This window comes from Xanthomonas sp. fls2-241-TYG-148 (genome assembly GCF_030208815.1).
Classification (GTDB): Bacteria; Pseudomonadota; Gammaproteobacteria; order Xanthomonadales; family Xanthomonadaceae; genus Xanthomonas; species Xanthomonas campestris.
The window spans coordinates 204,887-226,509 of sequence record NZ_JARVTE010000003.1 but is presented as its reverse complement, the minus strand read 5'-3'; the positions used below and the strand labels follow the sequence as shown (position 1 = coordinate 226,509).

The 21,623-nt window shown below is 65.2% G+C and carries 21 protein-coding genes and 1 tRNA gene; 14 read left to right on the top strand and 8 right to left on the bottom strand.

What is annotated here, in order from left to right; translation table 11 throughout:
* Positions 1–234 precede the first annotated feature (234 nt).
* Both miaB and QRM60_RS06335 read right to left on the bottom strand, forming a co-directional pair.
* Positions 235–1,692 carry a tRNA (N6-isopentenyl adenosine(37)-C2)-methylthiotransferase MiaB gene (gene miaB / locus QRM60_RS06340; RefSeq protein WP_070691160.1) on the bottom strand — a complete coding sequence of 486 codons (1,458 nt, stop codon included), beginning with the start codon at positions 1,690–1,692 and terminating at the stop codon, positions 235–237.
* A 66-nt stretch (positions 1,693–1,758) separates the two neighbouring features.
* Complete coding sequence (locus QRM60_RS06335) at positions 1,759–2,373, bottom strand: glutathione S-transferase (protein WP_285445811.1); 615 nt, start codon at positions 2,371–2,373, stop codon at positions 1,759–1,761.
* A gap of 84 nt (positions 2,374–2,457) precedes the next feature.
* Between QRM60_RS06335 and QRM60_RS06330 the strand changes: the two genes are divergently transcribed.
* From QRM60_RS06330 to QRM60_RS06295, 8 genes are all read left to right on the top strand, one after another.
* On the top strand, positions 2,458–3,477 hold the full coding sequence (locus QRM60_RS06330) for a WYL domain-containing protein (RefSeq protein ID WP_285445810.1): 1,020 nt from the start codon (positions 2,458–2,460) through the stop codon (positions 3,475–3,477).
* Positions 3,474–4,442 (top strand): lytic transglycosylase domain-containing protein, encoded by a 969-nt coding sequence (locus QRM60_RS06325; protein WP_285445809.1) that lies wholly within the window; start codon positions 3,474–3,476, stop codon positions 4,440–4,442. Before QRM60_RS06330 ends, QRM60_RS06325 begins: the two co-directional genes overlap by 4 nt.
* 363 nt (positions 4,443–4,805) lie before the next feature.
* A complete protein-coding gene (gene petA, locus QRM60_RS06320) occupies positions 4,806–5,450 on the top strand; it encodes a ubiquinol-cytochrome c reductase iron-sulfur subunit (RefSeq protein ID WP_011037467.1) in 645 nt (214 codons plus the stop codon).
* Complete coding sequence (locus QRM60_RS06315; protein WP_011037466.1) at positions 5,450–6,709, top strand: cytochrome bc complex cytochrome b subunit; 1,260 nt, start codon at positions 5,450–5,452, stop codon at positions 6,707–6,709. The genes petA and QRM60_RS06315 overlap by 1 nt, the downstream gene beginning before the upstream one ends.
* On the top strand, positions 6,702–7,460 hold the full coding sequence (locus QRM60_RS06310) for a cytochrome c1 (RefSeq protein ID WP_285445808.1): 759 nt from the start codon (positions 6,702–6,704) through the stop codon (positions 7,458–7,460). The genes QRM60_RS06315 and QRM60_RS06310 overlap by 8 nt, the downstream gene beginning before the upstream one ends.
* A 165-nt stretch (positions 7,461–7,625) precedes the next feature.
* Positions 7,626–8,261, top strand: coding sequence for a glutathione S-transferase N-terminal domain-containing protein (locus QRM60_RS06305; RefSeq protein WP_011037464.1), 636 nt, complete (start codon positions 7,626–7,628; stop codon positions 8,259–8,261).
* 78 nt (positions 8,262–8,339) lie between these two features.
* Complete coding sequence (locus QRM60_RS06300) at positions 8,340–8,783, top strand: ClpXP protease specificity-enhancing factor (protein WP_011037463.1); 444 nt, start codon at positions 8,340–8,342, stop codon at positions 8,781–8,783.
* Between the two features lie 31 nt (positions 8,784–8,814).
* Positions 8,815–9,147, top strand: a complete 333-nt coding sequence (locus tag QRM60_RS06295; protein WP_042597706.1) for a hypothetical protein — start codon at positions 8,815–8,817, stop codon at positions 9,145–9,147.
* Between the two features lie 113 nt (positions 9,148–9,260).
* On the opposite strand, the gene QRM60_RS06290 is transcribed toward QRM60_RS06295, so the two are convergent.
* Positions 9,261–9,605 carry a DUF3301 domain-containing protein gene (locus tag QRM60_RS06290; RefSeq protein ID WP_050912576.1) on the bottom strand — a complete coding sequence of 115 codons (345 nt, stop codon included), beginning with the start codon at positions 9,603–9,605 and terminating at the stop codon, positions 9,261–9,263.
* Between the two features lie 396 nt (positions 9,606–10,001).
* Here QRM60_RS06290 and QRM60_RS06285 point away from each other — a divergent pair, with 396 nt between their 5' ends.
* The gene (locus QRM60_RS06285; protein ID WP_285445807.1) at positions 10,002–14,396 is read left to right on the top strand and encodes a DEAD/DEAH box helicase; all 4,395 of its coding nucleotides are present in this window, start codon (positions 10,002–10,004) and stop codon (positions 14,394–14,396) included.
* Here QRM60_RS06285 and QRM60_RS06280 read toward each other — a convergent pair.
* Positions 14,336–14,959: a DNA-3-methyladenine glycosylase gene (locus QRM60_RS06280; protein WP_115556220.1), complete on the bottom strand. Its 624-nt coding sequence runs from the start codon at positions 14,957–14,959 to the stop codon at positions 14,336–14,338. The two genes, QRM60_RS06285 and QRM60_RS06280, sit on opposite strands and share 61 nt — an antisense overlap.
* 297 nt (positions 14,960–15,256) lie before the next feature.
* Here QRM60_RS06280 and QRM60_RS06275 point away from each other — a divergent pair, with 297 nt between their 5' ends.
* Both QRM60_RS06275 and QRM60_RS06270 read left to right on the top strand, forming a co-directional pair.
* On the top strand, positions 15,257–16,915 hold the full coding sequence (locus QRM60_RS06275) for a methyl-accepting chemotaxis protein (RefSeq protein WP_040941184.1): 1,659 nt from the start codon (positions 15,257–15,259) through the stop codon (positions 16,913–16,915).
* A gap of 9 nt (positions 16,916–16,924) precedes the next feature.
* On the top strand, positions 16,925–17,434 hold the full coding sequence (locus QRM60_RS06270; RefSeq protein WP_115556219.1) for a chemotaxis protein CheW: 510 nt from the start codon (positions 16,925–16,927) through the stop codon (positions 17,432–17,434).
* Between the two features lie 39 nt (positions 17,435–17,473).
* On the opposite strand, the gene QRM60_RS06265 is transcribed toward QRM60_RS06270, so the two are convergent.
* Entirely contained in the window at positions 17,474–18,550 is a 1,077-nt protein-coding gene (locus QRM60_RS06265) for a sensor domain-containing diguanylate cyclase (protein WP_164497978.1), read from the bottom strand.
* Positions 18,551–18,773: 223 nt separating this feature from the next.
* A complete protein-coding gene (locus QRM60_RS06260; RefSeq protein WP_285445926.1) occupies positions 18,774–19,106 on the bottom strand; it encodes a hypothetical protein in 333 nt (110 codons plus the stop codon).
* 582 nt (positions 19,107–19,688) lie between these two features.
* On the opposite strand from QRM60_RS06260, the gene QRM60_RS06255 reads away from it, so the two are divergent.
* Together QRM60_RS06255 and QRM60_RS06250 are read left to right on the top strand one after the other, a co-directional pair.
* Positions 19,689–19,949, top strand: coding sequence for a hypothetical protein (locus QRM60_RS06255; protein WP_115556218.1), 261 nt, complete (start codon positions 19,689–19,691; stop codon positions 19,947–19,949).
* An 82-nt stretch (positions 19,950–20,031) separates the two neighbouring features.
* Positions 20,032–20,292 (top strand): hypothetical protein, encoded by a 261-nt coding sequence (locus tag QRM60_RS06250; RefSeq protein ID WP_040941188.1) that lies wholly within the window; start codon positions 20,032–20,034, stop codon positions 20,290–20,292.
* Positions 20,293–20,649: 357 nt separating this feature from the next.
* On the opposite strand, the gene QRM60_RS06245 is transcribed toward QRM60_RS06250, so the two are convergent.
* Positions 20,650–20,725: transfer RNA gene (locus QRM60_RS06245), tRNA-Ala, on the bottom strand.
* Positions 20,726–20,814: 89 nt separating this feature from the next.
* Positions 20,815–21,219 carry an H-NS family nucleoid-associated regulatory protein gene (locus QRM60_RS06240; RefSeq protein ID WP_040941192.1) on the bottom strand — a complete coding sequence of 135 codons (405 nt, stop codon included), beginning with the start codon at positions 21,217–21,219 and terminating at the stop codon, positions 20,815–20,817.
* 221 nt (positions 21,220–21,440) lie between these two features.
* Between QRM60_RS06240 and QRM60_RS06235 the strand changes: the two genes are divergently transcribed.
* Positions 21,441–21,617 carry a DUF3606 domain-containing protein gene (locus QRM60_RS06235; RefSeq protein ID WP_014507988.1) on the top strand — a complete coding sequence of 59 codons (177 nt, stop codon included), beginning with the start codon at positions 21,441–21,443 and terminating at the stop codon, positions 21,615–21,617.
* Positions 21,618–21,623: the final 6 nt, after the last annotated feature.

Sequence of the window (21,623 nt, the reverse complement as noted above, 5' to 3'; positions counted from 1 at the left end):
TCAGCGCTATATCGCTGCGGTGCAGAACCGTGGGTGCCACGGCGTGCTAGTCGATGACGCATTGGCCATCCGGCCATAATTATTTCTTCCTTGCGCGCATTTCTCACAACCACCGCGGCGCGTGATGCTTGCGCCATGGCGCAGCACTGCGTCGGCCTGCACCTGGGCGACTCCCACACGCCAACTGCATCAGCGTGTGGGGTCTTCCGGAGGGCAAGAATGCGCGCTGCCCGCTCAGGCCGCGCTGTCGTCCAATTGGATGCGCCCGCGCAGCGAATTGCTCAGTGCTTCGGTGATCAGCACATCCACAAACTGGCCCACCAGGCGCGGATTCCCCGGGAAATTCACCGGGCGCATGTTTTCGGTCTTGCCGGTGAGCTCATTGGCATCACGGCGCGAGGGGCCTTCTACCAGCACGCGTTGCACGCTGCCGACCATGCGTTGCGAAATGCCGGCTGCATGCGCGTTGATATGCGCCTGCAGACGTGCAAGGCGCGCCTGCTTCACCGCATCGGGGGTGTCGTCTTCCAGATCCGATGCCGGCGTACCCGGGCGACGCGAGTAGATAAAGGAGAAGCTCTGGTCGAAGCCCACGTCCTCGATCAACTTCATGGTCTTGTCGAAATCGGCGTCGGTCTCGCCCGGAAAGCCGACGATGAAGTCCGAGCTGATCGAGATGTCTGGCCGCACCGCGCGCAGCTTGCGGATCTTGGACTTGAATTCCAGCGCGGTGTAGCCGCGCTTCATCGCCGACAGGATGCGGTCGCTGCCGGCCTGCACCGGCAGATGCAGGTAATTGGCCAGCTGCGGCACATCGCGGTAGGCATCGACCAGCGAATCGGAAAACTCCAGCGGGTGCGAGGTGGTAAAGCGGATCCGGCCAATGCCGTCGATCTGCGCAATGGTACGGATCAGCAGCCCCAAATCGGCGTACTGCGCCGGCTCGCCAGCATCGGCACCGTACGCGCCGCGATACGCATTGACGTTCTGGCCGAGCAGATTGATCTCGCGCACGCCTTGTGCGGCCAGCTGCGCCACTTCCACCAGCACGTCCTCGAACGGCCGGCTGACTTCTTCGCCACGTGTATATGGCACCACGCAGAACGAGCAGTACTTGGAACACCCTTCCATGATCGACACGAACGCCGACGGGCCATCGGCACGCGGTTCGGGCAGGCGGTCGAACTTCTCGATCTCCGGGAAGCTGATGTCCACCTGCGACTTGCCGGACTCACGACGCGCACGGATCAACTCCGGCAGCCGGTGCAGGGTCTGCGGGCCAAACACCAGGTCCACGTACGGCGCGCGCTTGACGATCGCTTCGCCTTCCTGCGAGGCCACGCAGCCGCCCACGCCGATGATCACCGGCTTGCCACCTGCCTTGAGCGCTTTCCAGCGGCCCAACTGGCTGAACACCTTTTCCTGCGCCTTTTCGCGAATGGAGCAGGTGTTGACCAGCACCACGTCCGCGTCTTCCGGGTTGTCGGTGAGCTCCAGTCCTTCGGACGCGGCAAGCACGTCGGCCATCTTGGCCGAGTCGTACTCGTTCATCTGGCACCCGTGGGTCTTGATGTACAGCTTGCCGCGCACCACGGCAGGCGCTTGCGGGCGGCCAACGGGCAGGGGCAGCAGGGCGGGCGCGTCCACGGCGGTGGCCGTGGTCGGCAGATCGGAAACGGATGTCCCGGGCATGGCGCTTATTCCAGGCGGGTAGAAGAGAGCCGCGCAGTTTACCCGCTGATGCTGCCCCGGTGGCGCTCAGGCGCCGGCATCGACCGCCGCGGCCCTCGCCACCGCTGGCCGTGCGGCCATGCGTGCAATGTAGGCCAGGGTCGGGGCAGGTGGGTCGATCATCTTGAAGCCGGCCATCCAGTCCAGCGCGCTGCCCCACAGCACGTCGGCGGCGGAGCAACGTGCGCCGAGCAGATAGTCTCCCTTGGCCAGCTGGGCATCCACCACCGCCAGCACGGTGGGGAAGTCGGCCCATGGCGATAGCGAGCGTGGTGGTGCATCGCGCTTCATGGCCTTGTCGATCAGGGCCGGCTCGAAGGCCGAGCCGTAGAACACCAGCCAGCGCAGATAGGCGCCGCGGTCCGGGTCGCCCGGCGCAGGCGACAGCCCGGCATCCGGGTACAGCTCGGCCAGGTATTGGTAGATCGCCGCCTGTTCGGTCACCACGCTGTCGCCATGCGTGATCGCGGGAATCTTGCCCATCGGATTGATCGCCAGAAACGCGGCATCGCGCTGGTCGCCGCGCTCCAGATCCAGCCGCTGCAGGCTGTAGTCGGCGCCAAGTTCCTCCAGCAGCACCAGGACTCCGCGCGAGCGCGATTGCGGATTGTGGAACAGGGTGATGTGGCGGTCGCTATGCATCGGAAGCTCCTGGCTGGAAGGAAGACGAGACATGCAGCCTACCGAGCACTTGCGGACAGTTTCTGTCCGCAATACGGTGCCGGCATGGCCTCCACCGCAGCCCGCTTGCTTCGTCTGATCGCGCTCATGCAGAACGGGCGGGATTGGCCGGGCGCGGCTCTCGCCGAGCGCCTGGGAATTCACCCGCGCAGCGTGCGCCGCGATATCGAGCGGTTACGCGAGCTGGGTTACCCGATCCGCGCTGTATCCGGCATCGGCGGCGGCTACCGGCTGGGGCACGGCGCGGCGGCCTTGCCGCTGCTGTTCGAAGAAGACGAAGCGCTGACCGTGGCCATTGCGCTGCGCGCGGCCGCCCCGGCCATTTCTGGGCTGGACGACGCGGCAGCCCGTGTGCTGACCAAGCTCGATCCGCTGCTGCCGCGCCGCCACCAGCAACGCGCCAGCGCCGCGCATGCCGCCATGGCCAGCCTGCCTACCGCCGCGCCAGGCAGCCTGGTGGACGCGGCGATGCTGGCCCTGTTGGCCGGGGCCTGCCGCGATCGCATCACCTTGCAGCTGGAGTACCGGCGCCATTCCGGCGAGCAGATCCGCCGCCGGGTCGAGCCAGCCCTGCTGGTGAACTACGGCCGTCGCTGGTACCTGCTGGCTTGGGATTGCGAACGCCAGGATTGGCGCACCCTGCGCGCGGACCGCATCGATCAGGCCCAGCCCACCGGCATGCAGGCGCAAGCCCGCGCGCTGCCAGACGAGCCATTGCAGCTGCTGCGCAAGGCGATCGGCGAGGCTCCGTTTCCACATCGGGCCCGGGTGCGCCTGCGCGGCAGCCTGCAGGAACTGGCCGCCCGCGTGCCCCCCTGGCTGGGCGCGCTGGAGGCGGACGGCGCCGACCACTGCTGGCTGGGCCTGGGCGCGCCCAGCCTGTCGGCATTGGCGGCCAACCTGTTGCTGCTCGAGGAGCCGTTCGAGGCGCTAGCGCCAGATCACCTGCGCGCCCCGTTGTGCGACGCGCTGACGCAGCTGCGGACCCGGCTGGAGCGCCTGCCGGCAAGCACCGGCGAGGACACTTGGCAAGTGCCGGGCAAGCTGGGACACTCCGCCGCATGAAGGGGATGTCAAGAACACTGGGGCTACTGTTTGTCACGTTAGCGGCTGCGCCCGCCAGCGCCGGCACGCTGTACAAGTGTGTCAGCGCCGATGGCATTGCCAGTTACGTCAGCAAGCGCCAGAGCGGCGCCACCTGCAGCATCATCAGCCAGTACACGCCAGACCGCTCGGCCAGTCGGTCGTCCGCTCGCCTTGCCGCCAGCCCGGCGCGTGCGGTGCCCGACATCAACAGCGGCGCCCCGGCCACCATCATCAGCCCGTCGGTCAGCGCACGCCGCACGGCCGAGGTCGTCAGCGCGCCGCTGCCGGCGGGCCGCAGCATGCCCGTGTCCGAGAGCGCCATCGCGCCACTGCCGGCAGCGGCTGCGGTCAACCCGCGCCGGGTGGTCAGCGGCCAGGTGTATTCGTATATGAAGGACGGCGTGCGGCACTACACCAGTGCGCGCCCGCGCCAGGTGGCCAGTATCGAAGGCCTGCGCACCATCCATTACAGCTTCATCGAGACCTGCTACGCCTGTGGCGCCAAGCCGGACGTCAACTTCGGGGCGATCCGGCTCAACACCAGTGCCTACCAGCAGGAGATCGCTGCCGCCGCGCGCGAGTTCGGGGTCGAAGAGTCGATCGTGCGCGCCATCATCCATGCCGAATCCGCGTATAACCCGCTGGCCCTGAGCCGCGCCGGCGCACAAGGCCTGATGCAGCTGATGCCGGGCACCGCGCGCAGGTTCGGGGTCAGCGATGCCTACGATGCGGGGCAGAACATCCGCGGCGGGGTGCAATACCTGTCGTGGCTCTTGAAGCGTTTCAACGGCGATCTCACCCTGGCCGCCGCGGGATACAACGCGGGCGAGGGAGCGGTGGATCGCTATGGTGGCGTGCCGCCCTATAGCGAGACCCAGCGCTACGTGCAACGCGTCGGCCTGCTAGCTGGCCGCTATCGCGGTCAGGCCTCCACCGCCAATTAGTGCGCGCGTGCGTGCACGGCACGCATGATGCACGACACCGACGCCCAATGATGCAGTGCAATGCGATTGCACGCGTGTGCTGCTCGCATGCGCGCTGCTCCGGCCATGCCTGCATCGCCGCGCGCCGCGCCTTGAGCTGCGCGGTTTCATGGACTGCATCACGCACGTGGCCCACGCGGGTGTGCTTCGCCACACCCGCCTGCATGCCGATGCACGAGAGGGTTTGCATCGCGCATGCCCGACTGCGTACATTGCATTGTCTGTGCATTAAGCGTTCCGCTACACTGCGGTCGATTCATCGCGGCTGGACCCCCCGCCAGCCGCTGGCAGCCTCACGCTACCTAATCAAGATCGGAGAGCCGGATGGCCAACGATGGGGTTAACGCACCTGCCGACACAGGACGTCGTCGGTTTTTGACCGCGACAACCGCCGTGGTCGGTGCGGTCGGAGCAGGTTTTCTCGCAGTCCCGTTCGTGAAGTCGTGGAATCCCAGTGCACGTGCCAAGTTGGCCGGCGCACCGGTGACCGCCGACATCAGCGCTTTGCAGGAAGGCCAGCGGCTGATCCTGGAATGGCGCGGCCAACCGATCTGGATCGTCAAGCGGTCCAAGGCGATGCTCGATGCATTGCCGTCCCTGGACGACCGGCTCAAGGATCCAAAATCCGAGAACAAGGACCAGCAGCCGGACTACGTGCTGAAGAACCCCGAGTACCGCTCGATCAAGTCCGACATCTCGGTCCTGGTCGGCCTGTGCACGCACCTGGGGTGCTCGCCGGAGATGGTGGCCGAGATCCGGCCCGAGCCCTATGACCCGCAGTGGAAGGGCGGCTATTTCTGCCCATGCCACAAGTCGCGCTTCGACATGTCCGGCCGCGTCTTCGATGGCGTGCCGGCACCGATCAATCTGCTGGTGCCCCCACACCACTATGTCGATGACAACACGCTGGTGATCGGCGTTGATCCGGACGCAGCCGGCAAGCCGGCCAACAGCACGGGGGCTGCCTGATGAGCAATATCCTGGTTCGTACCGCCAACGGCGTGTTCGAGTGGGTCAACGAACGCGCGCCCGGCCTGATGCCGGTGTATCGCAAGCATGTCAGCGAGTATTACGCGCCGAAGAATTTCAACATCTGGTACTACTTCGGTTCACTGGCGATGGTGGTGCTGGTCAACCAGATCGTCACCGGCATCTTCCTGACGATGCACTACAAGACCAGCGCAGCTGATGCCTTCGCGTCGATCGAATACATCATGCGCGACGTGGAGTGGGGCTGGCTGATCCGCTACATGCACAGCACCGGTGCCTCGCTGTTCTTCATCGTGGTGTACCTGCACATGTTCCGCGGCCTGATGTACGGCAGTTACCAGAAGCCGCGCGAACTGGTGTGGATCCTGGGCATGCTGATCTACCTGGTACTGATGGCCGAAGCCTTCATGGGCTACGTCCTGCCCTGGGGCCAGATGTCGTTCTGGGGCGCGAAGGTGATCATCTCGTTGTTCGGCGCCATTCCGGTGATCGGAAATGGGCTGACCGAATGGATCATGGGCGATTACCTGCCCGGCGATGCCACGCTCAACCGCTTCTTCGCGCTGCACGTGATCGCATTGCCGCTGGTGCTGCTGTTGCTGATCGTGCTGCACCTGGGCGCGCTGCATGAAGTGGGCTCCAACAACCCCGACGGCGTGGATATCAAGAAGGGGCCCAAGGGCAACCGCTGGGATGCGCACAAGCCCGCCGATGGCATTCCGTTCCATCCGTATTACACGGTCAAGGATCTGGTCGGCGTCGGCTTCCTGTTGGTCATCGCCGCCTTCATCATCTTCTTTGCGCCGGCCTTCGGCGGCTTGTTCCTGGAGCATGACAACTTCACCGAGGCCAATCGCCTGGTGACGCCGGAGCACATCAAGCCGGTGTGGTACTACACGCCGTATTACGCGATGTTGCGGGTGGTGCCCAACAAGCTCGGCGGCGTGCTGGTGATGTTCTCCGCCATCGCCATCCTGTTCCTGGTGCCGTGGCTGGACCGCGCCAAGGTGCGTTCGATCCGCTACCGCGGCTGGATCTCCAAGGTGGCGCTGGCCGTGTTGGTGGTGTGCTTCGTGTGGCTGGGCGTGATTGGCTCCGGCCCCGGCACCGACGCGCATGAAACCTACGTGGGGCGCGTGCTGACCTTCCTGTACTTCGCGTTCTTCATCACCATGCCGGTGTGGACGCGGCTGGACAAAACCAAACCGGTACCGGAGCGGGTGACCACACATGACTAAGCCCACTGTGAGGTCATGGAAGTCGCACGTGGTCGCCTTGCTGTGTGGTGTGCTGATTGCCGGCGGTGCGCTGGCGGCAGAGGGCGGGCCGGTGCAACAGGCCGGCAACGACCTGGGCGACCGCGCATCGCTGCAGCGCGGCGCGCAGTTGTTCATGAACTACTGCTCCGGCTGCCACTCGCTGAAATATCTGCGCTACTCGCGCATGGCCAGCGACCTGGGGTTGAGCGAGGCCGAAGTCATGGCCAACCTCAATTTCACCGGCGCCAAGGTGGGCGAACACATCGAAGGCACCATGCCGCACGATGCGGCCACCAAGTGGTTCGGCAAGGCGCCGCCGGATCTGACCCTGATTGCACGCGTGCGTGGCACCGACTGGGTCTACACCTACCTCAAGTCGTTCTATCTGGATCAGACACGTCCAATGGGCTGGAATAATCAACTGTTCCCGAATGCCTCCATGCCAAACCCGCTGTGGGAGCTGCAAGGCCTGCAACAGGCGCAGTTCGGCCCACCGGACAAGGCCACCGGCGATCGCCCGGTGCAGGCATTGAAGCTCGGCCAGCCGGGGCGGCAGACGCCGGTGGAATTCGATCAGACCGTGCGCGACATCGCCAACTTCCTGGAGTACGCCGGCGAGCCTGCAGCGCTCAAGCGGCAGAGCATGGGCGTGTGGGTGATCCTGTTCCTGGCCCTGCTCACCTTCATCGCGTATCTGCTGAAGAAGGAATACTGGAAGGACGTGCACTGATCACGCCCAAAAGCCGGATACGGCGCCGCCAGTGCGGCGACCGTGTCCTTAGCACTATTGGCTTTTGCGTGACGTGATTGCACACTCGATGGACCGTGGTGACGGTCGGCGTTGGGCCGGCCGCACCGATGCGGCCGGCGGATTCCGGTCGTCGGAGAGCCTTGAATGGCGACGAGTGTGCGTATGCGGAATACCTTGACTTTGTTTTCGTCCAACGATGATGTGTTGTGCCACCGGGTCCGACTGGTCCTGGCGGCAAAAGGGGTGACCTACGACCTGGTGTCAGTCGACCCGCAGAATCCTCCGGAAGATCTGATCGATCTCAATCCTTACCACTCGGTGCCGACCCTGGTCGAACGCGACCTGGTGCTCTACGCCGCCTCGGTGGTCAGCGAATACCTCGACGAACGCTACCCGCATCCGCCACTGATGCCGGTCGACCCGTTGTCGCGTGCGCGCCTGCGTCTGGCGATGCTGCGCATCGAGCACGATTGGGTGCCGCAGGTGCAGGCGATCCAGCTGGGCAACAAGACCCAGGCCGAAGCCGGGCGCAAGCGCCTGAAGGAACTGCTGACCGCCTCGGTGCCGTTGTTCAAGGCCAGCAAGTTCTTCCTCAATCCTGAAATGAGCCTGGCCGATTGCGCGATGGCGCCAATCATCTGGCGGCTGGATGCGCTGGAGATCAGCCTGCCCAAGGACAGCAAGGCGATCGAGGATTATGGCAACCGCATCTTCCGCAATCCCGGCTTCATCCGCAGCCTGACCGATCAGGAAAAGAAACTGCGCGACATGCCGGGTTGATGGTGCGGCTGTATGCCAACAGACCGAGTTCCGATGGCACCGCCGCCGCTGCGCGTCGTGTGCGGGTAAAATGACGCAATGAGCGAAGATTTCCCCCGCATGACCAGCCACCGCCCGTATCTGTTGCGGGCTTTAGTGGAGTGGATCAACGACAACGGCATGACGCCGCATATCCTGGTCGATGCCGGGCTGCCCGGCGTGCAGGTGCCCGCCAGTGCCGTCAAGGACGGCCGCGTGGTGCTGAACATTGCCGAGCGTGCCGTGGTTGGCCTGAATGTCGACAACGAGAGCGTGCGGTTTACCGCGCGCTTTGGTGGCGTGAGCTATCCGGTGATGGTGCCGATGCCGGCCGTGCTGGCCGTGTATGCACGCGAGACCGGGCAGGGCATGGCACTGCCGGATGACATCCCGGGCACCAGCACCGAGCCGCCGGATCCCGGTACACCGTCACCGCCGAGCCCGCCACCACCGGACGAACCGCCGAGCACCGGCAAGCGCCCGCACCTGCGCGTGGTCAAGTAAGCGGTCGCGGACGTTGCCGAGCACTGCACCGATGCAGGTCTCGCGCGTCCGCCACATCGATTGCAGCGCGCCGGATGCGTCCGGCGAGTACGCGTATGACTACGAGTACGACATCTATCATTTCGTGGATGGCGGGATCGGTCTGATTGCGCGTAGCTACACCGACACGCCGGAAGAGGCGCATTTCCTCAACATCGAGGCCAACGGCACGCTGCGCCTGTTGACGCAGGCTGACCTGGCGCAGCCGTTGTTCGCACTGGCGCAGGACTACCTGCGGCAGGAGGGCAAGCGGGAGCTGCGTTGGTTGAGTGGCCGGGGAGATGGTTACGAGCCGCTGCCCGGCGGCATGCCTTCGCCCGCTTGATGTGTCGTTGCGACACACGACGTCTTGGCGGATCTTGCTGCTGCGGCGCGCTGCCGAGATTGTGGTGCAGTGACGCCACTAGCTAGCCAGCGCCGCCACCGGATCGGTGCCCATCACTCCAGGCGCTGTTGCTCCGGATGCAATGCCCGCACGGTCGCTACCTGTGGGCCGGTGAAGGCAATCAGCTGCTCACCGCGCAGGATCAGACGGCCGCTGTGGCGGTCCACGCCATCGTGCGAATACTCGAAGCGAAACGTGCGCTCGAATCCCAGCCAGCCGTTGGGCATCCGGCAGATGCGCAGGTTGGTGGAGTGCACGCTCTGGTCCAGCCATTGCACATCGGCTGCACGGCAGGCATTGCGGCCGAGCACCTCGGCGCGTTCGGCTGCGGCACGCGACGCGTTCCAGAACGCATAGAGCGCGGCGCCGGCAATCATGAAGAGAATCAGGCTGGGCATGCCGACAATGTGCCATGTCGCGCAGGCGCTGGACAATCGCGGGTGCCGGGCCGCAGCGTTGCGGTGCTGTCGCGTGCAGATTGGCGCGAGGCTAGTGATCACAGCGCTCGCAGTCGCCAGGCAAGCGCGAGCGGTGCGCGCAGCCGGCGTTGTGTGGTCAGGCATTCGGCGTGTTCGCAGGATGCGCACCGAGGACTGCGCTTTACCGAGGGGATTCGGCTTGCCTATGCCATGCGTGCCCAAGCACCGCGCGATTGCGGTGGTCGCCATTAAACAATTCACCGCGCCCACAGCGGCTGGCTTGTTCTGGCAGTCGGCAAACCCCATCACTAGAATTCTGCCCCTGTCGACACCGAGTGCCGCACGGCCCTGCCTGGTGCGCCTCGGGCCCCGCCCATGCATCCAGTCCTGCAGCAGTTTCATCCCGTGGTCGCCGCCTGGTTCGGGCGGACCTTTGCTGCGCCCACCCCGGCGCAGATCGCCGCGTGGCCGGCGATCAAGGCCGGGCGGCATACCCTGGTGGCGGCGCCGACCGGCTCCGGCAAGACCCTCACCGCGTTCTTGGCAGCGATCGATGCGTTGATCCGTGACGGCCTGGCCCAGGGCGGTGCGCTGCCGGACCAAACGCGGGTGATCTACGTCTCGCCGCTCAAGGCCTTGTCCAACGACATCCATCTGAATCTGGAGGCGCCACTGCAGGGCATCCGTGCGGAGTTGCTGGCGCAGGGCCTGCCCGATGTGCCGGTGCGTACGGCGGTGCGCACCGGCGACACGCCGCAGCGCGAGCGGGCCCAGGCGCGTCGTGTGCCGCCGCATATTCTGGTGACCACGCCGGAGTCGCTGTACGTGCTGCTGGGCTCGGCCTCCGGGCGCAACGCGTTGCGCCATGTGCGCACGGTGATCGTGGACGAGATCCACGCAGTGGCAGCGGACAAGCGCGGCAGCCATCTCGCATTGACCCTGGAGCGCCTACAGCGGTTGGCCGAGCAGCCCATCACGCGGGTGGGTCTGTCTGCAACGCAGAAGCCGATCGACACGGTGGCGCAGTTTCTGGTGGGTGTTGGCGAGGACGGCGCGACGCCGCCGTGCGAGATCGTGGATATCGGTTACACCCGTCAACGCGATCTGGCATTGGCGCTGCCGCCCACGCCGTTGAGCGTGGTGATGTCCAACGACCAATGGCTGCAGGTGTATGCCGAGGTCGCTGCGCTGGCGCAACAGCACCGCACCACGCTGGTGTTCGTCAACACGCGCCGCATGGCCGAGCGGGCTGCGCGCCACTTGGGCGAGCTGCTGGGCAAGCAGCGCGTGGCGGCGCATCACGGCAGCCTGTCGCGCGAGACGCGGCTGCTGGCCGAGCGCCGACTCAAGGCCGGCGAATTGACCGTGCTGGTAGCCACCGCATCGCTGGAGCTGGGCCTGGATATCGGCGATGTGGACCTGGTCTGCCAACTCGGCTCACCGCGCTCGATCGCCACCTTCCTGCAACGCGCCGGCCGGTCCGGGCATGCGGTCGACGGCACACCGAAAGCGCGGTTGTTCCCGCAGACGCGCGACGAGCTGGTCGAATGCGCCGCGCTGCTGGATGGCATCCGCCGTGGCGAACTGGATGCGCTGCGGTTTCCGCTCGCGCCAATCGACGTGCTGGCGCAGCAGATCGTCGCCGAAGCCGCCTGCGAAGATTGGGACGAAGATGCACTGTTTGCGCTGGTGCGCCGCGCCTGGCCATTCGCAACGCTGAGCCGCGCCACCTTCGATGCGGTCGTGCGGATGTTATGCGAGGGCTTCAGCACCCGGCTGGGGCCACGCGCTGGCTATCTGCACCGCGATGCGGTCAATCGCCGCCTGCATGCGCGGCGTGGCGCGCGCATGACCGCGCTCACCTCCGGCGGCACCATTCCCGAAACCGGCGATTACAGCGTGGTGCTGGAGCCACAGGCGGAAAACATCGGCACGGTGAACGAGGATTTCGCGGTCGAAAGCCTCACCGGCGATGTCTTCCAGCTTGGCAATGCGAGCTACCGCATCCTGCGCGTGGATGCGGGCAAGGTGCGGGTTGAAGATGCCAAGGGGGCGCCGCCCAATATTCCGTTCTGGTTGGGCGAGGCGCCAGGCCGCAGCGATGCATTGTCGCTGGCGGTGTCGCGCCTGCGCGAAGAGATTGCCACGCGGCTCGACGGTGCACGGCATGCCGGCGCCCAGGCATGGCTATGCAATGAGGTTGGGTTGGCCGCGGAACCAGCGCAGCAACTGGTGGAGTATCTGGCGAACGCCTGTCAGGCATTGGGTGCGATGCCGACTCAGCACCGTCTGGTGATGGAGCGCTTCTTCGATGCCACCGGCGGCACCCAGTTGATCATCCACTCGCCCTACGGCAGCCGGATCAACCGCGCCTGGGGCTTGGCCTTGCGCAAGCGGTTCTGCCGCACCTTCAATTTCGAACTGCAAGCTGCCGCGACCGAGGACGCGATCGTATTGTCGCTGTCCACCAGCCATAGTTTTGCGCTGGAAGAGGTGGCGCGTTATCTGCATTCCGCATCGGCCGAGCACGTACTGGTGCAGGCGTTGCTGGACGCGCCGCTGTTCGGTGTGCGTTGGCGCTGGAATGCCACCAATGCGATGGCGCTGCCGCGCTTTTCCGGCGGCAACAAGGTTGCGCCGCAACTGCAGCGGATGAAGTCCGAAGACCTGCTGGCCACGGTGTTCCCGGACCAGGTGGCATGTGCGGAGAATCTGGTTGGCGAGCGCGAGGTGCCGGACCATCCGCTGGTGGCGCAGACGCTGGAAGATTGCCTGCATCAATCGATGGATAGCGAGGGTTGGCTGCAGGTGTTGCGCGGCCTGGAATCCGGCGCCATCACGCTGGTGGCACGTGACCTGGCCGCGCCGTCGCCGCTGGCGGCGGAAGCCTTGAATGCACGTCCGTACGCCTTTCTCGACGATGCACCGCTGGAAGAGCGGCGCACCCAGGCCGTGCAGGGCAGGCGCTACACGCCGCAAAGCAGCGATGATTTGGGGCAGCTGGATCCGCAGGCGATTGCTGCCGTGCGCGAAGAAGCCTGGCCGCAGCCACGCGATGCCGAAGAGATGCACGAGGCGCTGGTGGGCCTGGGTGTGTTGCCGGTGGAAGAAGCCCTCGATACACAGTGGCAGGCATGGCTGTCGGCGTTGTCGGCGGCCGGGCGCGCCACCTGTTTGGCGATCGATGACGGCGCTGCACTGTGGATCAGCGCCGAGCGCATCGAGTGGTTTGCACCGTTGTATCCGCAGGCCGTGGCGCAGCCGCCACTGCAGGCGCCACCGGATTGCCGTGTGGACGACTGGCAGCGCGAGTGGGCGGTGCGTGAGCTGGTGCGCGGGCGCCTGTCGGCGCTGGGGCCCGCGCAGGTGTCTGCGCTGTGCAGCGCAATGCGCCTGCCGGCAGCAGAGGTCGAGCTCGCCTTGATCGGGCTGCAGCGCGAGGGCTATGTCATGGCGGGTCGCTTCAGTGCGCAGGCGCAGGACGAGGAATGGTGCGAGCGGCATCTGCTGGCGCGCATCCATCGCTACACGCTGGGGCGCTTGCGCCGCGAGATCGAACCGGTCTCGCAGCGCGATTACGCACGTTTCCTGTTCGAATGGCAGCACCTGGATGCCGATCACCGCGTGGCCGGGCCGGACGCGCTGGCCGGTATCGTTGGCCAGCTGGAAGGTTTCGAGGCGCCGGCCGCGCTCTGGGAAAGCGAGCTGCTGCCCGCGCGCGTGCGCGACTATCAACCCGTGTGGTTGGACGAACTGTGCACGGCCGGTCGCACGGTATGGGCGCGCCTGCGTCCAGGCGGTGGGCGCAGCGGCAATGCGTTGCGCGGCACGCCAATCGTGCTGCTGCCGCGGCGTGAAGCGCAGCGCTGGAATGCCCTGGCACGCGCCGACGATGACGCGCCGCTGGGCTCACGTGCGCAGCGCGTGGTGGAGGTGCTGCAGGAGCAGGGCGCGCTGTTCTTCGACGAGATTGCCGATGCTGCGCGGCTTATGGCCACCGAGCTGGAAGATGCGCTCAGCGAACTGGTGATGCGCGGGCGCGTGCATTGCGACAGTTATGCCGGCCTGCGTGCACTGCTGGTGCCGGCGTCGAAGCGCCCCTCGGCACTGTCGCGGCAACGCCGGCGTGCCAGTGCGTTGGGCATCCGCGATGCCGGCCGTTGGGCGCCGGTGCGCAACTTGCCGGCGCTGCCCTTGGCCGAGGCCAGCGAGCTGCACCAGGAAATGCTGGAGCACGTGGCGCGCGCGTTGCTGCGCCGCTATGGCGTGGTGTGTTGGCGGCTGCTTGAGCGCGAGGCCGCCTGGCTGCCGCCCTGGCGCGAATTACTGCGTGTGTATCAGCGGTTGGAAGCGCGTGGCGAACTGCGTGGTGGGCGTTTTATTGCCGGCGTGTCCGGCGAACAGTTCGCGTTGCCCGATGCCATTGCCGCGATGCGTCGCGTGCGCGCGCAACCGTTGGCGCAACAGTGGATCTGCCTCAGCGCGAGTGACCCGGCCAATCTGCTCGGCAATCTGTTGCCCGGCGAACGCATCGCGCGCGTGCCCGGCAATCGCGTGGCGTTTCTGGACGGCCTGCCGATGGCCGCCTGGAGCGGCGATCGCTTCCAGCCGCTGCAAGAGCTCTCACACGAGCACGGCCAGCAGGCATTGCAATTGCTGCAACGTGGGCCGGGCGCCGCCGAGCAGACGCCACTGCAGCAATGGCTCGCTCAGTCGCCGGTTACTGATGCGCGTGCGCCGCTCACACGTGGCAGCGGGCGCGACAGATAGGCGCTGCCAGGCACGACCCAGCGCCACGGCAATTCCACGGCCTTGCGAATGCCGATGCGCGGGCCGGCAAGCGGTGCCGCTGGTGGCGGAGTGCCGTCGTCCTCGATCCACAAGCGCGCCACGCCAGTGGTCAGGTCCAGTCCGTTATCGACTGCGCTCACGCCAAAGGCCTGTGCCAGGCGGCCTGGACCGGTGGTCAGCGATTTGAACGGCGCTGCGCCGCGTGCGGCGTGCATTGCATCGCAGCCGGCCAGCGGTTCCAGCGCACGGATCAACACCGCGTGCCCGGGCGCGCCGCCACACACTGCGTTGATTGCCCAGTGTATGCCGTAGATGAAATACACATACAAATGCCCGGGCGCACCGAACATCACCTGCGTGCGTGGGGTCATGCCGCGAAACGAATGCGCAGCGGCATCTTCGCTGCCGCAATACGCTTCGACTTCGGTGATGCGGCCGCGGCGGCCGTCGGCACTCACCAGAACCTTGTTGAGTAGCAGTGGCGCAACGGTGCGCGCATCGGCTGCATAAAAAGCGCGCGGCAAAGGCGAGTGCAATGACATGCGCGCAAGCCTAACGCGGTAGTTGTGATGTCTCTACGGGACTGTCCTGGACAGCGTGCATAACGCGGGTAGGGATTTTCCGAATAGGGCGCGTGGCAAGCGAGTGAACTGTCACAAATCGACACATCCATTCGTGTGAACGGCACATTCAGGCTGAAACCGTCTCAAGCACGTTTTGCTTGCGCCGATAGCCATTAACGATTGGTTTAGCAAGGCACATCAATCGCTGCACCGATGGTGTCAGCAAGTGCCTGCCGACGCACCGCACTCATGCACGTTCACTCAAGAGACATCCCAATGTTAGGCAACCTCAAAATCGGAACCCGGCTGATCGTGGCGTTTCTGATCGTTTCGGCGATCGGCGCTTGCATTGGCTGGGTGGGGTACTCCAACTCCGGCCGGCTCAACGACCTATCCACCATGTTGTACGAGCGCGAATTGCTGGGCTTGTCCAATGTGAAGGAAGCCAACATCAATCTGATTTACGCCGGCCGTGCGCGCGCGAACCTGCTGCTGGCCAGTAGCGCGGAAGAGCGCCAGTCGCACGTGCAGAACATCGACAAGTACACCGCCAAGGTGGTCGATTACATGACACGTGCGCGGGCCAGCTTCGAGACCGACGAGGGCAAGACCAAGCTGGCGCAGTTCGATCGCGCCTGGCAGAAATACCTGGATGAGCGCGGCCGCTTCATCGAGGCCGCCAACCGCGAAGCACTGCGCGAGGCCAACCCCGAATTAGCCGAGCTGTCACGCGCGGTGCGCGCCAGCTCGGATGAGGTCGATACCTTGATGACCGACCTGAGCAGCTTGCGCGAACGCAGTGCGGCGTCGGCGAACGCCGAAACCGGTGCAATCCACAGCAGCAGTTCCAAATTGCTGATGGCCATTATCTGCGGCGGCGTGTTGCTGGGCGGGGTGCTCGGTGTGGTGATCAGTCGCAGCGTCACCGGCCCGATCCGCCGTGCGGTGGAAGTGGCAAACGGGCTGTCCGAAGGCGATTTGACCATGCGCATCGAGGTGCATGGTCGCGACGAAGCCGCGCAGCTGCTCGAAGCAATGCGCACCATGGTGCAGAAGCTGTCGCAGGTGGTGGGCGAGGTCAACACCAGTGCCGAAACGCTGGCCAGCGCTTCGGAAGAAGTCAGTGCCACTGCGCAGAGCATTTCGCAGGCTGCCAGCGAGCAAGCGGCTGGCGTGGAAGAAACCAGCGCCTCGCTAGAGCAGATGACCGCATCGATCAGCCAGAACACCGAAAACGCACGCATCACCGACGGCATGGCCACCCAGGCCGCGAAGGAGACCATTGAAGGTGGCGAGGCGGTCGTGGCCACCACGCAGGCGATGAAGCAGATCGCACAGAAGATCGGCATCATCGACGACATCGCGTATCAGACCAATCTGCTGGCACTCAATGCCGCCATCGAAGCTGCACGCGCCGGCGAGCATGGCAAGGGCTTTGCGGTGGTTGCCGCCGAAGTGCGCAAGCTGGCCGAACGCAGCCAGGTGGCGGCGCAGGAAATTGGTGAGGTCGCCAGTTCCAGCGTCGAACTCGCCGACCGCGCCGGCCGCTTGCTGGACACCATCGTGCCCAGCATCAAGCGCACCTCCGATCTGGTACAGGAAATTTCTGCCGCCTCCGAAGAACAGTCCTCCGGTGTGAGCCAGATCAACTCGGCGGTGGTGCAGTTGAGCCAGACCACCCAGCAGAATGCCAGCGCCTCCGAAGAACTCGCGGCCACCGCCGAAGAGATGAGCGCGCAGGCCGAGCAGCTGCAGCAGAGCATGGCGTTCTTCCGGCTGGGCGGGCAGGCGCCGGCCAGCACGCCCCCCAAGCGCGGCAAGGCCGTGGCGGCGCGCGCAACCCGCAGTAGTGGTGCACGGACCTGGCGCGGCACTGCCGCACCGGCCTACGCCATGTCCGAGGGCCCGGACGAAGGCCAGTTCGCACGTTTCTGAGGACGACCGATGGATGCGTTGACACCCGATGCGCTGCTGGGCGATGCCGATGCGGCAGCCCAGTATCTGACCTTCCAGCTGGACGGTGAGACCTTTGCCACCAGCATTCTCGGCATTCGCGAGATCATCCAGTACCGTGCGCCCACGCCGGTGCCATCGATGCCGGCCTGCGTACGCGGGGTGATCAACCTACGTGGCGCTGTGGTGCCGGTGGTGGATCTGCAAGCAAGGCTGAGACGTGCCGACAGCAGCATCGGCAAGCGCAGTTGCATCGTGATTCTGGCCACCGAGCAGGCGCAGGGGCCGCAGGTGATCGGTGTGCTGGTGGACGCGGTCAATGCGGTGATCGAGCTGGCCGATCACGACATCGAAGCAGCGCCGTCGTTCGGCACGCACATCCGCCGCGATCTGCTGCGCGGCATGTGCAAGGTGGGCGAGCGCTTCGTCGTGCTGCTGGAGATGGAGCAGGTGTTGCGAGTGGATGAGATTGCTGGCGAAACCGACGTGCTGGCGGCCTGAAATCCGCGAAACAGAGCGCCTGCGGCGGTGGCGCGTTGATCAGCGGTCGGTCTGCCAACCATCGAAGCGCTGGACGCAATTGCGCCCCGCACGCGCGGCACCGAGCAAGGCATGGCGGGCACGCGCCATCAAGACATGGCTGTCCAATGGCTCGCCAGGCGCGACGCAGACCAGCCCGGCGGTGATGCTGATGGTGTCGGCCGGCCAGGACGCGGCGGCAATCATGGCTTGCAGGCGCTGCATGCTCGCCAGCGCCTGCGCGCTGTCTGCGCCGGGCAGCACCATGCAAAAGTGCGCTGCGCCGATGCGCGCGACACCGCCGGGTTCCTGCGGCTCGGTCTCGATACAACGTGCGGCCTGCACGAGTGTTGCGTCGGCAGCGTCGCTGCCGAATTGCAGCTTCAGCCGTTTGAAACCGTCGATCTCGATCAGCACGAATGCCAGGCCGTGCTGCTTTGCCACCGGCGCGGCGTCTTCCAGCATGTGTTCCAGACCCTCCCGGTTCCACAGATCGGTGAGCGGGTCGCGTAGGGCATCGCCTTCCAGCAGACGCGCGGCCTGGCGCAGTTCGATGGTGGTGACGACTTGGCGGGCCAGCGCCTGCAATGCAGTGCGCTCGGCGTCCGACAAGGTACGCGGGGCGCGATCGAGCACGCACAAGGTGCCCAGCGCCACGCCGTCGGACGTCAACAGCGGTGCACCGGCGTAGAAGCGGATCTGTGGCCCGCCTGTCACTAGTGCGTTGCGCGCGAAGCGTGGGTCCACAAACGTGTCGCCCACTTCCATCATCTGGTCGGGCTGCAGGATGGCGTGCGCACAGAACGCCAGGTCGCGCGGTGTTTCGGTAGGTTGCATGCCCACGCGCGACTTGAACCACTGGCGGTCCTGGTCGATCAGCGAGATCAACGCCATCGGCGTGCGGCACAACTGTGCGGCCGCTGCGGTGATGTCGTCGTAGAGCGGCTCCGGCGCGGTGTCGAGAATGTTGTAGCTGTGCAACGCGGCCAGACGGTCGTCTTCGTTGGCCGGTGGCGGTGCGCCCAAAGCAGCCAGCGCATTGCCTGACAGCAGCGTGGCGTGGGCCAGGTTCAGCGACGGCGCGTCTGGGGTCTGCATAGAGCGTGGTACCGGCAGGTGCCCGCAGGGGCGCGAATAGGAATGGCTGTTTGTCATCTGGCGGCAAGCTCTGGCGAGCGCGCGATGCTGCTAACCGATCTTGCCACACTCGTTGGCTTGCACGTGGCGCCGCGTGGGCATTTTATCTTTCGAATGTAGCCTGCGCACCGCGCGGTGCGGAACGTGGCCTCGTGCCATGCACAGGCATCGCGTGCGATCGACTTCAAACCGCGCCAACAGGCGCCGTCCGTCGTGGCGCGCACATCACGGGCGCAGCGCTAACGTTCGTTTGCAATCTTTCAATGGAGTCGCCCAGATGATGCCCGACCACACACCGCGTGAAAACGAACCCGACAGTCAGCATGGCGAACTGGAAGGCCAGCAGGATAGAAAGCAGGACGAAACGGCCAAGCAGCGCCCCGGCCAGACCGATCAGCAGATCCGCGATACCGAAAGCCGCCGCCCCAAGCCCAGCGACGAGCAGGGCACATAGCTGCGAGCCGATCTGGCTGCGCGGCAAGTCGTGAGCCGTGCGCCGCAAGGCGCGCTGCTTCATACCGCCAGCGTTGCTAATCGACTGCGGTATGTAGCGATCGGCTGCAGTGCAATAGGTGGACGACAGGTGCAGTCCTGCTGCACGGTTTCGATGCCGCGGATGCCGTGATCCGACGCGGTCATCAGCACTCTAGTGGACTACCGAATGCCGCGCTTTCAAGCGCTGCAGTCGGCCATCAACGCTGCAGTTGTGCGGTGTGTCGGGCACAGAACTTCGTGTCTGCAGTTGTATCTAAGGGCGACCAGTGCTCCTTATTCGCAGCAGCATGTTTGGGACGTCGCCGTTTGCGACGCCTGACTGCAGGTTCTAAACCGAATTAAGTGGATCGGCATCACTAGGTGCACGGGCGCCCGGTCCCAGTGCCCGGCAAGACCTCGGTCGCACGCCGCTCACATGTGCGTGCTGAAGCGAGGACTCTGCTGAGGTACTCACGGCGCGGCTGCATCGGTGCCGATTGCCCCCGCCACTAAGCAATACAGTGCCGTCACAAATTCAAAGGTGTTCATCCGATAGCGCGCTGACGGGTTGATCGAGCGACACGCTGTAAGAAAAATAGCAGCTGGGCCATACAACCCTTGTTCTATGCCATTGCACGGCTACGTCGGTCTTTTCCGAGTGACTACGGTCGAAACCAAACGCCTGGGCGCCACCGAATGGATGTCCACCGCGTACATCCACCACGGCGATGAGGCCGAGGCGATCCGGGTCTTACCCGATGTGGGCTGTAGTCCCGATCGCATGGAGGCGCGCCGCCAGGGCATGCGGGCGGGCGTACAGGCAGCGCAGTTGCTGAATGCTGGTGTCCGCAACAGGCAAGAGCCTCCGCGCTGGCGCAATGTCTAACAGCGCGCTGTCGATGCGGCTGCACGCGGTCATGTGTCGGCCCACACGTGCTCGTCAGATGCCCACTGCGATACTGCAGCGCATGAAACAGCGCACCCTACAACGCACCGTGCTGCATGGTCATTGCGGCGAGTTCCGCGTGGAAACGGTCGAGTTCCAGGCGCCGGGCGACCCGCAGTGGAGCTCCACGGCGTATGTCTACCATCGCGATCTGTCATCGGCAGTCGCCACGATTGAAGAAGCTGGCAAGGCCGGCTATCGCGGCGATGCGCGGGCCCAGGCAATGCAGCTTGGCCGCTGCCTGGCGGAGTTCCTGGATCCGGCCGGTTACCGCGTGGCGTGACGCGGTCCGATATTTGCAGGGCGCGCTAGCATCGGCGCCAGCGTCACCCCGAGTGCTGGATTCTTCTTGCCACAGAACCGATATTCCAGTCGCTACTAGCGGCCGCCGGCCGCTGATAGCTCCAGATACGGTCTGCCAACACTCTCGTGGTCTTCAGCGCCAAGTTGACGCGACAAATAGAGAAGTCGCAGAGTGGCGGCGTTTGAATCTGAGTCTGGGCACAAATGCCCCAGATGTGCCCCCACTGTCTCGCGCGTTTCAACGAAACGATCCGCTCCGGCCAAAAATGCAGAAGGCCGGTCAACCCGTCCTACAGCAGGGTTTCCGGCCTTCTTCCATCCCGTTCGGGATGCTATCTGGTGGAGCGGAAGGGGATCGAACCCTCGACCTTCGCGATGCGAACGCGACGCTCTCCCAGCTGAGCTACCGCCCCACGTGACTCGATTCTAACCACATGCCACGCGGTTCGCCAAGGGCTGCCTGCGTGGCTGGCCGCATCGGGGGATGCGGCCGGTGGTCTGATTACTCGCGAATCAGCGGGAACTTGAGGTCGGGGTTCTTGGCCTTCCATTCCTTGTACGACTCCGTGCCTTCCCACGCAGCGAAGGCCTTCGGCGTGCGTCCGCGGCCGGACCAGGTCTCGCCGGTGCCGGGAAGCTCGTACTTCGGGCGCACTTCGCTGCGGCCGGTCTTCACCACGTCCTTGCGGGCAGCAGTGGTGGTGCCGAGGTACGCGGCAATGTCGTTGCGCTGCTTGGTGTTGAAGTGGCCGGCAAACTGCTCGAGCAGCGACACGATGGTGGCATGTGCTGAGGATGCCTCACTGGCGCGCTCGGTTTTTTCCTGTTCTTCCAGCTTCTGCAGCTCGTCCAGCAGCTTGGCTTTGGCTTGCGCGATGGAATCCAGTTTCGAAGAAGTATTGCTCACAGAGGTATGGCCTCGGAATAAGAGTGGAGACACCGCCCGATGGGCGCGCGCCATTATGGCACTGGTCTGTGGAAGGTCGTTGCACGGACATGGCTTTACACATGCGCTAAACGGGCCGTTCACGGGGTCTGGCCGGACGCTTTCGCATTGTCGTGCTGCGCCTGCTGCAAGACGCATTGCGTCTGGTGGCAGGCCCAACCGCAACAATACAGGAGCATGCCATGAGTGATGACACCCGCAATGTCGGCACGCCGGATCGTGACCGGATCAATGTGCACGAAGCCTACGAACTGCAGTACTGGACCAAGGCCCTTGGCGTGAGCGCCGACGAACTGCGCGCGGCCGTGGATGCGGTGGGGCCAGTGGCCGCCAAGGTGCGCCAGCACCTGGGCAAATAGGCCCGG

What these genes read in the sequence shown, in the direction of transcription:
- QRM60_RS06315 (WP_011037466.1), top strand. Translation starts at nt 5,450, where the DNA reads ATGAGCAATATCCTGGTTCGTACCGCCAACGGCGTGTTCGAGTGGGTC.
- QRM60_RS06250 (WP_040941188.1), top strand. Translation starts at nt 20,032, where the DNA reads ATGAAACAGCGCACCCTACAACGCACCGTGCTGCATGGTCATTGCGGC.
- QRM60_RS06235 (WP_014507988.1), top strand. Translation starts at nt 21,441, where the DNA reads ATGAGTGATGACACCCGCAATGTCGGCACGCCGGATCGTGACCGGATC.
- QRM60_RS06265 (WP_164497978.1), bottom strand. Translation starts at nt 18,550, where the DNA reads ATGCAGACCCCAGACGCGCCGTCGCTGAACCTGGCCCACGCCACGCTG.
- petA (WP_011037467.1), top strand. Translation starts at nt 4,806, where the DNA reads ATGGCCAACGATGGGGTTAACGCACCTGCCGACACAGGACGTCGTCGG.
- miaB (WP_070691160.1), bottom strand. Translation starts at nt 1,692, where the DNA reads ATGCCCGGGACATCCGTTTCCGATCTGCCGACCACGGCCACCGCCGTG.
- QRM60_RS06260 (WP_285445926.1), bottom strand. Translation starts at nt 19,106, where the DNA reads ATGAAGCAGCGCGCCTTGCGGCGCACGGCTCACGACTTGCCGCGCAGC.
- QRM60_RS06335 (WP_285445811.1), bottom strand. Translation starts at nt 2,373, where the DNA reads ATGCATAGCGACCGCCACATCACCCTGTTCCACAATCCGCAATCGCGC.
- QRM60_RS06255 (WP_115556218.1), top strand. Translation starts at nt 19,689, where the DNA reads ATGCCATTGCACGGCTACGTCGGTCTTTTCCGAGTGACTACGGTCGAA.
- QRM60_RS06285 (WP_285445807.1), top strand. Translation starts at nt 10,002, where the DNA reads ATGCATCCAGTCCTGCAGCAGTTTCATCCCGTGGTCGCCGCCTGGTTC.
- QRM60_RS06300 (WP_011037463.1), top strand. Translation starts at nt 8,340, where the DNA reads ATGAGCGAAGATTTCCCCCGCATGACCAGCCACCGCCCGTATCTGTTG.
- QRM60_RS06280 (WP_115556220.1), bottom strand. Translation starts at nt 14,959, where the DNA reads ATGTCATTGCACTCGCCTTTGCCGCGCGCTTTTTATGCAGCCGATGCG.
- QRM60_RS06325 (WP_285445809.1), top strand. Translation starts at nt 3,474, where the DNA reads ATGAAGGGGATGTCAAGAACACTGGGGCTACTGTTTGTCACGTTAGCG.
- QRM60_RS06330 (WP_285445810.1), top strand. Translation starts at nt 2,458, where the DNA reads ATGGCCTCCACCGCAGCCCGCTTGCTTCGTCTGATCGCGCTCATGCAG.
- QRM60_RS06295 (WP_042597706.1), top strand. Translation starts at nt 8,815, where the DNA reads ATGCAGGTCTCGCGCGTCCGCCACATCGATTGCAGCGCGCCGGATGCG.
- QRM60_RS06305 (WP_011037464.1), top strand. Translation starts at nt 7,626, where the DNA reads ATGGCGACGAGTGTGCGTATGCGGAATACCTTGACTTTGTTTTCGTCC.
- QRM60_RS06270 (WP_115556219.1), top strand. Translation starts at nt 16,925, where the DNA reads ATGGATGCGTTGACACCCGATGCGCTGCTGGGCGATGCCGATGCGGCA.
- QRM60_RS06290 (WP_050912576.1), bottom strand. Translation starts at nt 9,605, where the DNA reads ATGCCCAGCCTGATTCTCTTCATGATTGCCGGCGCCGCGCTCTATGCG.
- QRM60_RS06310 (WP_285445808.1), top strand. Translation starts at nt 6,702, where the DNA reads ATGACTAAGCCCACTGTGAGGTCATGGAAGTCGCACGTGGTCGCCTTG.
- QRM60_RS06275 (WP_040941184.1), top strand. Translation starts at nt 15,257, where the DNA reads ATGTTAGGCAACCTCAAAATCGGAACCCGGCTGATCGTGGCGTTTCTG.